Origin of the sequence: Agaribacter flavus (assembly GCF_042646125.1) — a bacterium.
Classification (GTDB): domain Bacteria; phylum Pseudomonadota; class Gammaproteobacteria; order Enterobacterales; family Alteromonadaceae; genus Glaciecola; species Glaciecola flavus.
On sequence record NZ_JBHRSW010000014.1, the window covers coordinates 273,352 to 286,886 of the forward strand.

Sequence of the window (13,535 nt, forward strand, 5' to 3'; positions counted from 1 at the left end):
ATACTCATGTTAGCGCTATGATTTCATACTGATTTTTATATTTGTACTCTGTTTTACTTCTTCCATCACAACATAGGTGCGTGATTCACTTACGCCTGGTAAACGAAGTAAAATATCTCCCAATAAGTTTCGATAGTTTGCCATGTCAGCCACACGTGTTTTCAGCAGAAAATCAAAATTTCCTGAAACCAAATGGCATTCCTGTATGTCATCGTGTTCCTGAACGGCGGCTGAAAATTCGGCAAAAATGTCGGGCGACGTTTTCGTTAGGGTGATTTCTACAAATACTAACATGGCGGCACCCAGTTTTTCAGGATTTACCCTTGCGTAGTATCCTTCAATGTAGCCCTGCGCTTCTAAGCGCCTTACTCGTTCCAAACACGGGCTTGCGCTCAACCCAACTTGCTTTGCTAAGTCGACATTAGAAATCCGTCCATTTTTTTGCAAAGCATCGAGTATTTTTCGGTCTAAACGATCAATGTGTTTTGGCGTATTGACTAGCATATATAATTCTTATTAAATCCATTAATGCCAAATTTTATTCTATATTTTTACTTATTTCAAAATTTAAATTTTAGTTTTTTGGGGTAGCATAGTTTTATGTTGTTTTTGAGTAATTGCAGATTTACATGCTCTCATTGGCAACTACAGGAAGTGGATATATTCCCAAAAGCAGACCCTAAACCCAAGAGAAAATATAATGATAATTGGCGTACCAAAAGAAATAAAAAACCACGAGTACCGTGTGGGTTTAAGCCCTGCTGCGGTAAGAGAATTCAAATCTTATGATCACAGTGTCTTAGTTGAAGAAAATGCAGGCGCTGGCATCGGCTTTAGCAATCAAGATTACATTGATGCTGGTGCAGAAATAATTGGCTCGGCAAGCGAAATTTTTGCCAAAGCTGAGATGATCATCAAGGTAAAAGAGCCACAAGCTGAAGAATGTAAAATGTTGCGTGAGGGGCAAATACTCTATACCTATTTGCACTTGGCACCCGATCCACAGCAAACCCAATTACTTGTAGAGTCTGGTGCTAGTTGTATCGCTTATGAGACAGTCAGCGATAATTTCGGTGCCTTGCCTTTATTAGCCCCAATGTCTGAAGTCGCTGGCAGGATGTCTATTCAAGCTGGCGCACATTATTTAGAGAAAGCCCAAGGCGGAAATGGTACTTTATTAGGCGGTGTGCCAGGCGTTGCACCCGGAAAAGTACTTATTATCGGCGGTGGTGTTGTCGGCACAAACGCCGCAAAAATGGCTATTGGTTTGGGTGCAGATGTCACTATTCTTGATCGCTCTTTACCGCGCTTACGTCAGCTTGACGATATTTTCTCAGGTCAACTACGCACCGTTTTTAGTACTGCTGATGCAATAGAATACTATGCATCTGAGGCTGACTTGGTAATAGGCGCAGTGTTAATTCCAGGAGCAGCCGCACCTAAACTACTTACCAAAGATCACATCGCTAAGATGAAACCAGGTGCAGTTGTCGTCGATGTCGCCATTGATCAGGGGGGATGCTTTGAGACAGCGACACCAACTACCCATCAGTCTCCCGTATACGTGGTTGACGATGTGGTGCATTACTGTGTAGCAAACATGCCTGGCGGTGTAGCGCGAACCTCAACACTCGCACTAAATAATGCAACACTGCCATTTGGTTTAGCCATCGCAAACAAAGGCTTAAAACAAGCCTTGTTAGACGACAAGCATTTGTTAAACGGGCTCAATGTGCACCAAGGCAAAATCACCTACCAAGCGGTGTATGATGCCTTAAAAAATCAATTAGATTTAGAATATTGTGCCGCTGAAACTGCACTAGATAGTATAGTCTAAGTAAGCTGAACAATAGATGCATTAATCTCACTAAGCACGGAAGCTGGTAAGCTAGCTTGGGTAATCGGACGCCCTACGACTAAGTAGTTGACTCCCGCGTCAATAGCCTCGCTGGGAGTCATGATCCGCTTTTGATCATTGACGGCACTGCCTTTGGGACGAATGCCTGGGGTAACAAGGCAAAAATGCTTATCAACGTGACGGCGAAGACTGCCTGCCTCTCTCGCTGAACATACAACACCATCAGCACCCGAAGACTCCGCTAATTTAGCCAGTGATAATACCTTTTCATCTATGCCACCCGTATCGTAAACTGCGCCGAATTGACGTTCGTCCATACTCGTCAGAATAGTCACAGCTGTTAATAATGGTGGCGTGTTTGAGATCAAGGCGGCATCTTTGGCCGCATAAATCATATCTGGTCCACCCGAGGCATGAACATTTACCATCCATACGCCAAGTGCTGAAGCGGCTTTTACTGCTTTTGCTACGGTATTGGGAATATCGTGAAATTTAAGGTCAAGAAACACCTCAAAGCCTTTATCTACCAGTTCTCTGACCCAGTCAGGACCAAATAAGGTAAACATTTCTTTACCGACTTTTATCCTGCATTTTTCGGGTGATAAACTATTTACCAAGGCTCTTGCCAAGCTTAAGTCATCAAAGTCCAAGGCAACAATGACGGGACGCTTATCAATGATAATTGAATCTGTTTGCATGCTTTAAAAGTCTTCTAAATTTGTTTAATACAACACTTAGTTGTAGAGTGGGATTATACTGTGCTGAATAGAGGCGACTAAAATCAAAAACGCAGCAAGTATGTCCGTATACGCTTTAGTTTCTCATCCATGAGAAACAAATTTTAATTTTAGTCGCCTCTATTCAGTACAATATCCCCGTACACTTAAGCGAACCAAGACCAATCTTTATTCGCCATCTAAGCCTTTAATTGGTTTAATCACTGACCACTTTTTACAAGATGGGCAAAGCCAATAAAGCTGTCTACTGGTAAATCCGCAGCTGTGACACCGATACTTCGGACGGCTTGATATTTGTTTATCGATCAGTACTTGTAGATCACCCATACTTTCTTTGGTGCGTACATCACTCGACAGTTGTTGATATAAGCCCAGTAAGGCCTTAAACCCTCGCATTGTGGGATGTGTTTTTAGTTGCTTAATGAGAATATCTGCGGCATTTTGCGTTTCACCACTTCTTGCCAGTATATTTACTTTTGCAATATACGACGACGCACATTTTTCCCAATAAGGTTCAAGTAAGCCTTCTAATTTAGACCAAGCGTTTAATTTAGATGCGCAGGTTTCGAGTAATGGTATTGCCTCGCTCAACCAATTGATATCGCGTTTAGGCACCTCAGACAAGTATTCAAAGGCCATCGAATAGTCTTCTTTTTGAATTGCCAGTTTGCCCAATTCTAGCCAAGCACGAACTTCGCTTCCTTCCACCATGATGGCTTTTTTAAGTGTCGCTTCTGCCGCTTCTATATCTTTTTCTTTTAATAACTCAACTGCCTGTTCACAGTAAAAATGCGCTAGCAATAAATACATGAACTTATCATTTGGTGTAATTTTTAAACTTCGTGTCGCGAGTTCTACAGCCTTATACCACTCTTTTGTTATTTGATAAATACTAAACAGTTTTTGCTGTGCAATTGGGAAGTGTTTTTCGTTTTCGAGTAATTGTATAAATACGCCCTCAGCACGCTCTAGAAAACCAGCAAGTAGATAATCTGTCCCCAATTCTACAAGCGCAAGTGCCTCTTGTTTTTTACTGATTTCTTCTCTGCTGATAAGATTTTGATGAACACGAATGGCGCGATCTAACTCACCGCGATGCCGGAAAAAATTCCCCATCGCAATGTGTGTCTCGACGGTGTCGTTGTTGACGCTGATCATTTTCATAAAGGTATCAACCGCTTTGTCTGGTTCATCAGACAGCAGGAGATTCAAACCTTTATAGTAATGATTTGAAAGAATACTGGACTGCTTGCGTTGAGCACTGCGCAAGCTGTTGCGCCCCATCACCCAACCGTAAGCTGCGGCGACAGGCAGTAATAAAAAGAGTAACTCCAACATCAGTCTACTCTTCTTTTGACAATTTCTTGAGCTTGCGCTTCGCTAAACTTAATTGAAGGCGTAAACTTAAATATTTACTTAATAAGGTGACGAAGCCCAAAAAAAATCCGACTAGCACCGAAATAACCATAAACGTTGAGATTCGTAGTTCTGTCTGAGCAATTAAATAGTTGATGGTGATCACATCGGTGTTGCGTGATCCTACAACAATTGCCAAAAATACCAGCAAAACTACGACAATTATTATTAGAATTCTTCTCATTATTAGCCCTTTTTACAAAGGAGCTCCTTACAAATCTACGCGGTCTCTAAGCTCTTTACCTGCTTTAAAGTGCGGTACATGTTTACCTGTCAGCTCGACTGTTTCACCCGTTTTCGGATTTCTTCCTACTCTCGGGGCTCTGTAGTGTAGAGAAAAGCTGCCAAACCCTCTAATTTCGATTCTGTCGCCTTTCTGAAGTGTTTGTGCCATTTGCTCAAGCAACTCTTTTACTGCCGACTCAAGCTCTTTGCCTTGTAATTCACCCGTTTTACTGGCGATGCGTTCGATAAGCTCAGATTTTGTCACTGCGGTCTTCTCCAATTAATATTTCGATGAAAGTTGGCGACTTTCAGGCATAAAAAAAGAGCGGCTAAAGCCGCTCTTTTGGAGAATAGAGATTATTCGCCTTTAGCAGCTTTAAATGCTTCTGCCATTGCACTCAAACCACTTTCTTCTTGACTGTTAACTTTATCAAGCGCTTCTTTTTCGTCTTCTTGATCTTTTGCTTTAACAGATAAGTTTACTACGCGATTTTTACGGTCAACACCCATGAATTTAGCTTCAATTGTGTCACCTGCTGCAACTACATCGTTTGCATCTTCCACTCGGTCACGTGAAAGGTCACCAATACGGATATAACCTTCAACTTCTTCTGCAAGTTGAACTGTTACACCTTTAGCATCGGCCTCAATAACCGTTCCATTAACAATAGCACCTTTTTTGTTGTCTGTCAGATACTTATTGAACGGATCTTCTTCGATTTGCTTGACGCCAAGTGAAATACGCTCACGCTCTGGATCAACTTGAAGTACGACTGCTGTGATCTCGTCGCCTTTCTTATAATCACGTACAGCTTCTTCACCGGTTTTCTGCCAAGAAATGTCAGACAAGTGAACCAATCCATCGATGCCGCCGTCTAGGCCAATGAAGATACCAAAATCAGTGATTGATTTTATCTTACCGGTAACTTTGTCGCCTTTTTCATGAGACTTAGCAAATGTTTCCCAAGGGTTGTCGATGCACTGTTTAAGGCCTAGAGAAATACGACGACGTTCTTCGTCAATCTCAAGTACCATCACGTTAACAACATCACCAAGGCTTACGACTTTAGATGGGTGAATGTTTTTGTTTGTCCAATCCATTTCTGAAACGTGAACAAGCCCTTCAACACCGTCTTCAATCTCAACAAAGCAACCGTAATCAGTTAAGTTAGTCACAGCACCGCTTAGTTTAGAGCCTTCTGGATAACGATTAGCAATTTCTTGCCATGGATCGTTGCCCATTTGCTTCATACCAAGAGAAACACGTGATTTCTCTTTGTCGAATTTCAGTACTTTAACGTTGATTTCGTCGCCAACGTTAACAATTTCGCTTGGGTGCTTAACGCGTTTCCAAGCCATATCAGTAATATGAAGTAGGCCATCAACGCCACCCAAGTCTACGAATGCACCGTAGTCAGTAAGGTTCTTAACGATACCTTTAACTTCATCACCTTCTTCAAGGTTAGAAAGTAGTTGGTCGCGCTCTGCACTATTCTCTGCTTCAATAACAGCACGGCGAGAAACAACAACGTTGTTGCGCTTGGCATCAAGTTTAATTACTTTAAACTCTAATTCTTTACCTTCAAGGTGAGTCGTTTCACGAACTGGGCGTACATCTACTAAAGAGCCAGGTAAGAACGCGCGAACTGTGTTTACTTCAACAGTAAAGCCGCCTTTAACTTTCCCGTTGATAATACCTTTGATGGTTGCTTTTTCTTCGTAAGCAGTTTCAAGCTCAAGCCATGCTTCGTGACGCTTCGCTTTTTCACGAGATAGAATAGTTTCACCGAAACCGTCTTCTACCGCATCTAGTGCTACGTCTACAGAATCACCAACAGCAATTTCAAGTGTGCCGTCTGCAGCTTTAAATTGCTCGGCTGGGATAGCACTTTCTGATTTAAGACCTGCGTCAACTAATACAATGTCTTTTTCGATGGAAACTACTGTACCTTTAACAATAGCACCTGGACGAGTTTCTAGTTGTTGGAGGCTTTCTTCAAAAAGTTGTGCAAAATTTTCAGTCATATTTAATTAAATTTCATAAAAGTAAGTCCGCGCACTCAATCCTAAGTGACGGGGTTGTGAATAAAATCAGTATCTTCCTGTACTAATCAGTTATGTTTTAAGGCGCTAACTAAATAATTTGTTATCAATAAATTCTTTAGCTTTTTCAAAAACTTGAGCAATACTTAAACCTGTCGAATCAAGTTCATATGCGTCTTCGGCGGGGCGCAATGGCGCGGTCACTCTGCCTGCGTCTCTTGCATCCCGAACCTTTATATCTTCCAAAAGGCGCGAGATTTTAACATCATGCCCCTTCGCTTTCAACTCTTTGTAACGTCGTTCTGCACGTGATTCAGGACTTGCAGTCAAGTATATTTTTGCCATGGCGTTGGGGAAGACGACCGTTCCCATATCTCGACCGTCTGCCACTAAGCCTGGGCTTTCAGCAAAACTCCTTTGGCGACGGAGTAAAGCTTCTCTTACCAGCGGAATAGCAGCGACTTTGGAGGCAGCATTGCCGACGACTTCGTTGCGAATATCATCTGTCACATCTTCGCCTTCAAGCACAATGCGTATTTTTTCGGCATCTGATTGAAAGGTCACATCTAAACCAGACGCTAAGGGCGACAAACCAGCTTGATCACTCAATTCAATACCATGATGCAGCGCAGCTACAGCAAGTACACGATAAATCGCACCGCTGTCGAGAAAATGCCAACCGTATGTACGTGCTAGACTCGCACTTAGGGTTCCCTTCCCTGCGCCACTCGGGCCATCTACGGTAATAATAGGCACATTATCCATATAAATCTTCTTCTACATCGCCCAACAAAAATTGCGCGCAATTATACTGGGCAAAATAATCTGCGCAATGATGAAAGTGTGAATTTGCTTGTAAAGCACTCTACTTTCACAAAACTTTCATGTATGGCCTCAATCACAGATCGAGGCAAAGACAGAAAAATAGTCTGGGAATGTTTTAGCTGTACAGGCGGGATCGTTAATCGTTACGCCACAATTGTTATCGAGTGCCACCAAAGAAAAACACATTGCCATACGATGATCATTATAGGTGTCAATCGCGGCGTGCTTGATTTCTATAGGCGGTGTGATACGAATGTAATCTTCACCTTCCTCTACTGTGGCGCCCACTTTTCTTAACTCAGTGGCCATCGCGGCTAAGCGGTCAGTTTCTTTTACTCGCCAGTTGTATATGTTGCGTAAGCAGGTATCCCCTTTTGCAAATAGGGCGGCAGTGGCTATGGTCATAGCAGCATCGGGAATGTGATTCATGTCCATATCTATCCCTTGCAGTTGCCCTGCACTTACTGAAATGGCGTGATCATCCCATGTCACGGTTGCCCCCATTTTTTCGAGCACATCTGCAAAATGTTTGTCGCCTTGAATAGATTCACGACCAACACCTGTTACCTTAACCGTTCCACCTTTAATGGCCGCCGCTGCCAAGAAATAAGATGCCGAGGAAGCATCGCCTTCCACCATAAAGGTTTCGGGTGCCTTGTATGCTTGTCCAGCTGGAATGACAAAAGATGCGTAACTATCATTAATTACTTCAACACCAAACTTTGCCATACTATCTAAAGTGATATCGATATAGGGTTTAGAAACTAAGGTACCTTTGATATCGATCTGCACGGCTTGCTTTAATAATGGAGCAGCCATTAATAGTGCCGTTAAAAACTGGCTAGAAACACTGCCATCAATACTAAAATGATGTGTGTTAATATTGGCTTTTTGTATTTGAAGTGGAGGGTAGCCTGCATTTTTTAAATAACGAATATTTGCGCCTGCTGCAATCAGCTCATCAGCCAAATCACCAATTGGACGTTCTTCCATTCTAGGCTCGCCCGTTAAGGTAACGTCAACATCACTGAATGCAAGAGCCGCACACAGAGGTCGCATGGCGGTACCCGCATTACCTAAATACAACTCTAGGGTTTCGCTGGAGACAAATTTTCCTCCAATGCCGGTAACCGTGCATTCCGTTTTATCATCACTCAGCATGTAAACCACGCCGAGTTTCTGCAAAGCAGTCAACATATGCCGAATATCGTCACTGTCTAGTAAGTTAACCAAGCGAGTGGTGCCGCTAGATAAGGCTGCGAGCAAGAGCGCACGATTGCTTAGGCTTTTTGAGCCAGGTAATCTAATTTCTCCATTTACTTTTTTGATGGGTGATAATACTAACTGTTCCATTATCCGTTTACTCTCTCAAATTCTTGCATGAAGTCTACTAAGGCTTTTACTCCCTCCAAGGGCATTGCATTATATATACTTGCACGCATTCCACCCACAAAGCGATGCCCTTTTAATGCATGTAAACCTTGCGCAAAGGATTGTTCTAAAAACAAACTATCTAAATGGCTATTCGCCAAATGAAACGTGACGTTCATTTTTGAACGATTATCGATTGCCACTTGATTGCGATAAAAGTCTGAGTTATCAATCGCACTGTATAGTAGACGTGCTTTTTCCTTATTGATTTTTTCGATAGCGGCGACACCACCTTGTTCAAGCAACCATTCAAACACCAAGCCAGCTAGATACCAGCTAAAGGTTGGAGGTGTATTGTACATGCTGTCGTTATTGACTTGTTGCTGATAATTGAAAATGGCTGGCGTATCTTTGCGAGCGTACGCTAGAAGATCCTCGCGCACGATCACAAGCGTTAAGCCTGAGGGGCCAATATTCTTTTGTGCACCAGCGTAAATTATCCCGAACTTTGATACATCAAGCTGCTTGCTCAAAATGTTAGAAGACATATCGGCTACTACCGGTACATCACCGCCTTCTGGGATCCAGTCTATCTCTATCCCATCCACAGTCTCGTTTGTGCAGTAATGAAAATAAGCTGCTTTGGGGTTGATTTGCCACTCTTCTTGAGTGGGCACGGATAAATATCCGTCAACGGTTTTGGTTTTTGCTAATACTTCAACGGACATGTATTTTTCAGCTTCTGCCACCGCAATTTGTGACCATTGCCCTGTGACTAGGTGTTGAGTTAAATTTCCGCGTCCAGCCAAATTCATCGGTACAGAGAAAAATTGCCCTCGGCCTCCGCCTTGTAAAAACAACACTTTGTAGTTTTCAGGTATCTGCATCAATGAACGTAAATCGGCTTCTGCTTTTTCTGCACAAGCGATAAACGGCTTACCCCTATGACTCACTTCCATCACTGATGTGCCCAAGCCATTCCAATTGAGTAGTTCTGCTTGTGCTTTTTCTAACACTTGGCGAGGCAGCTTTGCAGGCCCTGCACTGAAATTAAAGATGTCTTGCATAATTGTCTCTAGCTTATCCTTTACGCGACAAAATTGATGTAAAGGGATCTTATTATACTGAATTGTCTACGCTTATTTGAATACAAAAAGCGACCCCTAAAGGCCGCTTCTGTTGTTAAATAAGACACGTTTCTGTCTACAGGTGTTTGACTAACTCTTTGCTAGGCTAAAGCCATTAAATTAGTCTTCGTCTTTATCATTTTTCGCCGTATTTTCGTCGTTTTCACTACTCACTTCAAGTGAATCAGCGACTGCTGTATCACTTTCATCAGCATCATCTTCTCCAGCCACTTCATCGATACGTTGTATCCCGACTAGATGCTCATTTTCGGCCGTGCGGATCAGTCTAACACCTTGGGTATTTCTGCCCACAATCGAGACTTCAGCCACTCTCGTTCTAACCAAAGTTGCTTGATCCGAGATAAGCATAATCTCATTCGCCTCGGTCACTTGAACGGCACCCACAACCAGTCCATTTCGCTCAGATACTTTGATAGAAACCACGCCTTTCGTTGCTCGACTCTTGGCGGGATATTCAGTAATAGGTGTGCGTTTACCAAAGCCGTTTTCCGTAGCAGTCAGGATATCGCCATCTTCTTCTGGTACAATTAACGAGACAACACGCTCGCCGTCTTCTAATTTAATGCCTCTTACACCGGTCGCGGTTCTGCCCATTGGACGAACTTGGTCTTCCGAGAATCGAACAACTTTACCTGCGTCTGAGAACAACATAATTTCGCTCTCGCCGTCAGTTAATGACACGCCGATAAGTTCATTGCCTTCGGTTAAATTAACGGCAATGATGCCATTGGCTCTGGGACGCGAATATTGCGTTAATTCAGTTTTCTTCACCGTGCCTTGGGCAGTTGCCATAAACACGTATTTACCTTCTTCAAATTCTTGAATAGGTAAGATAGCAGTTATACGTTCACCCTCTTCTAGAGGTAAAATATTGACGATTGGGCGACCCCTTGCATTCCTGCTCGCCAAAGGCAATTGATACACTTTTAACCAATACAAACGACCACGCGTAGAGAAACACAGAATGTGATCATGTGTATTCGCAACCAATAATCGCTCAATAAAGTCTTCGTCTTTCATCTTAGTAGCAGACTTACCTTTACCACCTCTGCGTTGAGCTTCGTAATCCGATAACTTCTGGTATTTCACATAGCCTTCACGAGACAAAGTAACGACAACTTCTTCTCGTTCGATTAAGTCTTCGATATCAATGTCATGTGACGCGGCAGTGATCTCTGTGCGCCTTTCATCACCAAATTCGTCACGCACAGCGACTAGCTCTTCAGTAATCACTTCCATTAGACGTTCGGAACTGCCGAGTATTTTTAATAGTTCAAAAATTAACTCAATTAGATTGCGGTATTCTTCTAAAATCTTATCGTGTTCAAGCCCTGTCAACTTGTTTAAGCGCAGATCAAGTATTGCTTGCGCCTGTTCTTCCGTTAAATAATATTCACCGTCCCGTATGCCATATTCTGGCGCTAACCAATCTGGACGTGCTGCGTCATTTCCGGCTCTAGCCAGCATTTCAGCCACATCGCCTAGTGCCCAGCCAGTTGCGACAAGTGCTTTTTTCGCTTCTGATGGACTCGGAGATTTTTTGATTAGCTCAATCACGGGATCAATATTCACCAACGCGATTGCTAAGCCTTCAAGTATATGTGCTCTGTCGCGAGCCTTGCGCAATTCGAAAACGGTTCTTCGCGTAACGACTTCTCGCCTATGCAGAACAAATGACTCCAGCACTTCTTTGAGGTTAAACACTTTAGGCTGGTTTTTGTCTAAGGCCACCATGTTAATGCCAAAAACAGTTTGTAATTGGGTGTTAGCATATAAGTGGTTAAGCAAGACTTCTGCAGACTCGTTGCGTTTGACTTCAATGACAATGCGCATACCGTCTTTATCGGACTCATCACGCAATGCAGCTACGCCTTCTACTCTTTTTTCTTTGACTAGTTCGGCAATTTTCTCAATCAGTCTTGCTTTGTTTACCTGATAAGGAATTTCATGAACAATGATGGTTTCTTTGCCATTTTCCTCTTGCTCAATTTCTGCTTTTGCACGCAGATAAATCTTTCCTCGACCCGTTTTATAAGCATTGATAATACCCTGTCTTCCACTGATAATCGCCGCAGTAGGGAAATCTGGTCCGGGGATATGCTCAATAAGTTCTTCAAAACTAATATCTGGGTTTTCAATTAAGGCTATACAACCGTTGATTACTTCGCTTAGGTTATGCGGAGGGATGTTTGTAGCCATACCCACAGCAATACCAGATGAACCATTCACCAGTAAATTGGGCACTTTTGTTGGCAACACATCTGGAATATGCTCAGTGCCATCGTAGTTGGGCACAAAATCAACGGTTTCTTTGTCCAAATCGGCTAATAATTCGTGGGCAACTTTTGCCATGCGAACTTCTGTGTATCGCATTGCTGCAGCAGAGTCGCCATCCACTGAACCGAAATTACCCTGCCCATCCACAAGCATGTAGCGCAATGAAAAAGGTTGAGCCATACGAACGATTGTATCGTAAACGGCTGAATCACCGTGCGGGTGGTATTTACCAATAACGTCACCGACGACACGCGCTGACTTTTTGTAGGGTTTGTTGAAATCGTTTTTTAGCTCATTCATCGCAAACAAAACACGGCGATGGACAGGCTTTAGACCATCTCTAACATCGGGAAGTGCACGCCCTACGATTACGCTCATCGCATAATCTAGGTAACTGTTTTTTAACTCTTCTTCGATATTAATGGGGGAAATATCTTTGGCATTGTCAGTCATAAACTGCATGGTCCTTGTTTATGTAATCAACCTTTTTAAATATGACACAAAAGCTTTCTTGGTTTTGGCTTTCATTTTGCGTGATTTGATACTTTACGGCATCAGCTCACAGTAGGCTTTAACAATATTTAGGCCTTACTTTGTCCAGTCAAGTTGTTACTTTGTTATTATCACCTTTTTTAACATACGGATAGTAACACAAAACTTACAAAAAAATGTAAATTTTCCATCTGCTATTCGTATTCAGGATCAAAAAGTGCAACAATACCAAGGCCTTGAATCTATGCCTGAAGCGGAGTAAAAAGTGAACGATTTGTCAAATTTCAATCAATCTGAAGCAAATGTAGATGCTGAAGAACTGTCGAAGTTTGCGGAACTTGCCAGTCAATGGTGGGATCCTAATGGAGAGTTTAAATCACTTCACGATATCAACCCACTTCGCGTTGACTTTATCGAAGAACAAGCCGACGGGCTATTCGGAAAGTCGCTTATCGATATTGGCTGTGGAGGCGGGATTTTGAGTGAAGCATTAGCGCAAAAAGGTGCCAAAGTAGTAGGAATAGACATGGTAGAGGCATCATTAGACGTGGCTAGACTGCATCGTTTAGAATCTGGTGTTGACGTCGAATACGCACTGAGCACAGCTGAAAATTATGCCGATAACAATGCTGGGCAATTCGATGTTGTCTGTTGTTTAGAAATGCTGGAACATGTCCCTTCGCCCGCTTCTATAGTAGATGCAGCTGCCAAACTAGCAAAGCCTGGCGGACTTTTAGTATTTTCGACCTTGAATAGAAATCCAAAGTCTTGGCTACTGGCTATCGCGGCTGCTGAGTACCTCTTTGGGATGGTTCCCAAAGGTACACATGATCACAAAAAATTTATAAAGCCCAACGAATTGGTCTCCATGATCGAAAACGCAAACCTAGTCGTCAGTGATATGACAGGCTTGCATTTCAATCCGATCACCCAGCAGTATTTTCTGTCTAATAACAATGTAGATGTCAATTATTTTGTTGTGTGTAGAAAACCAATGCTTAATTGTGCAGTAAACAACCCTTAGCAATAAACGAAAAAAATAAAAATAATTTAATAGAAGACGTAAAAATAACTTGCAACAATTGTATTACAATTCAATTCATCCGTTTAAGGTTAGCTGCTACTAACAAAAAATTGCGATAA

At 42.5% G+C, this 13,535-nt stretch carries 12 protein-coding genes; 2 read left to right on the forward strand and 10 right to left on the reverse strand.

What is annotated here, in order from left to right; genetic code table 11:
• Positions 1–15: 15 nt before the first annotated feature.
• Positions 16–504, reverse strand: coding sequence for a leucine-responsive transcriptional regulator Lrp (lrp, locus tag ACFOHL_RS09020; RefSeq protein WP_376919892.1), 489 nt, complete (start codon positions 502–504; stop codon positions 16–18).
• Positions 505–700: 196 nt separating this feature from the next.
• On the opposite strand from lrp, the gene ald reads away from it, so the two are divergent.
• Entirely contained in the window at positions 701–1,837 is a 1,137-nt protein-coding gene (gene ald, locus ACFOHL_RS09025; protein ID WP_376919893.1) for an alanine dehydrogenase, read from the forward strand.
• Here the strand turns inward: ald and pyrF are convergent.
• The 9 genes from pyrF to gyrA form a co-directional block, all read right to left on the reverse strand.
• Positions 1,834–2,556, reverse strand: a complete 723-nt coding sequence (gene pyrF / locus ACFOHL_RS09030) for an orotidine-5'-phosphate decarboxylase (protein WP_376919894.1) — start codon at positions 2,554–2,556, stop codon at positions 1,834–1,836. The genes ald and pyrF overlap by 4 nt on opposite strands.
• Before the next feature lie 207 nt (positions 2,557–2,763).
• Positions 2,764–3,933, reverse strand: coding sequence for a lipopolysaccharide assembly protein LapB (lapB, locus tag ACFOHL_RS09035; RefSeq protein WP_376919895.1), 1,170 nt, complete (start codon positions 3,931–3,933; stop codon positions 2,764–2,766).
• A gap of 4 nt (positions 3,934–3,937) precedes the next feature.
• Positions 3,938–4,195, reverse strand: coding sequence for a lipopolysaccharide assembly protein LapA domain-containing protein (locus ACFOHL_RS09040; protein WP_376919896.1), 258 nt, complete (start codon positions 4,193–4,195; stop codon positions 3,938–3,940).
• 27 nt (positions 4,196–4,222) lie between these two features.
• Positions 4,223–4,501 (reverse strand): integration host factor subunit beta, encoded by a 279-nt coding sequence (ihfB, locus tag ACFOHL_RS09045; protein ID WP_376919897.1) that lies wholly within the window; start codon positions 4,499–4,501, stop codon positions 4,223–4,225.
• A 92-nt stretch (positions 4,502–4,593) separates the two neighbouring features.
• Positions 4,594–6,261 carry a 30S ribosomal protein S1 gene (gene rpsA, locus ACFOHL_RS09050; protein WP_376919898.1) on the reverse strand — a complete coding sequence of 556 codons (1,668 nt, stop codon included), beginning with the start codon at positions 6,259–6,261 and terminating at the stop codon, positions 4,594–4,596.
• 105 nt (positions 6,262–6,366) lie between these two features.
• Positions 6,367–7,044, reverse strand: coding sequence for a (d)CMP kinase (gene cmk, locus ACFOHL_RS09055; RefSeq protein WP_376919899.1), 678 nt, complete (start codon positions 7,042–7,044; stop codon positions 6,367–6,369).
• A 129-nt stretch (positions 7,045–7,173) separates the two neighbouring features.
• A complete protein-coding gene (gene aroA / locus ACFOHL_RS09060; RefSeq protein WP_376919900.1) occupies positions 7,174–8,457 on the reverse strand; it encodes a 3-phosphoshikimate 1-carboxyvinyltransferase in 1,284 nt (427 codons plus the stop codon).
• On the reverse strand, positions 8,457–9,542 hold the full coding sequence (serC, locus tag ACFOHL_RS09065; RefSeq protein WP_376919901.1) for a 3-phosphoserine/phosphohydroxythreonine transaminase: 1,086 nt from the start codon (positions 9,540–9,542) through the stop codon (positions 8,457–8,459). The genes aroA and serC overlap by 1 nt, the downstream gene beginning before the upstream one ends.
• 180 nt (positions 9,543–9,722) lie before the next feature.
• Complete coding sequence (gene gyrA / locus ACFOHL_RS09070) at positions 9,723–12,353, reverse strand: DNA topoisomerase (ATP-hydrolyzing) subunit A (RefSeq protein ID WP_376919902.1); 2,631 nt, start codon at positions 12,351–12,353, stop codon at positions 9,723–9,725.
• 304 nt (positions 12,354–12,657) lie between these two features.
• On the opposite strand from gyrA, the gene ubiG reads away from it, so the two are divergent.
• Positions 12,658–13,416, forward strand: coding sequence for a bifunctional 2-polyprenyl-6-hydroxyphenol methylase/3-demethylubiquinol 3-O-methyltransferase UbiG (ubiG, locus tag ACFOHL_RS09075; protein WP_376919903.1), 759 nt, complete (start codon positions 12,658–12,660; stop codon positions 13,414–13,416).
• Positions 13,417–13,535: the final 119 nt, after the last annotated feature.

Coding starts and splice junctions, on each gene's coding strand:
- lrp (WP_376919892.1), bottom strand. CDS start 504: ATGCTAGTCAATACGCCAAAACACATTGATCGTTTAGACCGAAAAATA.
- ald (WP_376919893.1), top strand. CDS start 701: ATGATAATTGGCGTACCAAAAGAAATAAAAAACCACGAGTACCGTGTG.
- pyrF (WP_376919894.1), bottom strand. CDS start 2,556: ATGCAAACAGATTCAATTATCATTGATAAGCGTCCCGTCATTGTTGCC.
- lapB (WP_376919895.1), bottom strand. CDS start 3,933: ATGTTGGAGTTACTCTTTTTATTACTGCCTGTCGCCGCAGCTTACGGT.
- ACFOHL_RS09040 (WP_376919896.1), bottom strand. CDS start 4,195: ATGAGAAGAATTCTAATAATAATTGTCGTAGTTTTGCTGGTATTTTTG.
- rpsA (WP_376919898.1), bottom strand. CDS start 6,261: ATGACTGAAAATTTTGCACAACTTTTTGAAGAAAGCCTCCAACAACTA.
- cmk (WP_376919899.1), bottom strand. CDS start 7,044: ATGGATAATGTGCCTATTATTACCGTAGATGGCCCGAGTGGCGCAGGG.
- aroA (WP_376919900.1), bottom strand. CDS start 8,457: ATGGAACAGTTAGTATTATCACCCATCAAAAAAGTAAATGGAGAAATT.
- serC (WP_376919901.1), bottom strand. CDS start 9,542: ATGCAAGACATCTTTAATTTCAGTGCAGGGCCTGCAAAGCTGCCTCGC.
- gyrA (WP_376919902.1), bottom strand. CDS start 12,353: ATGACTGACAATGCCAAAGATATTTCCCCCATTAATATCGAAGAAGAG.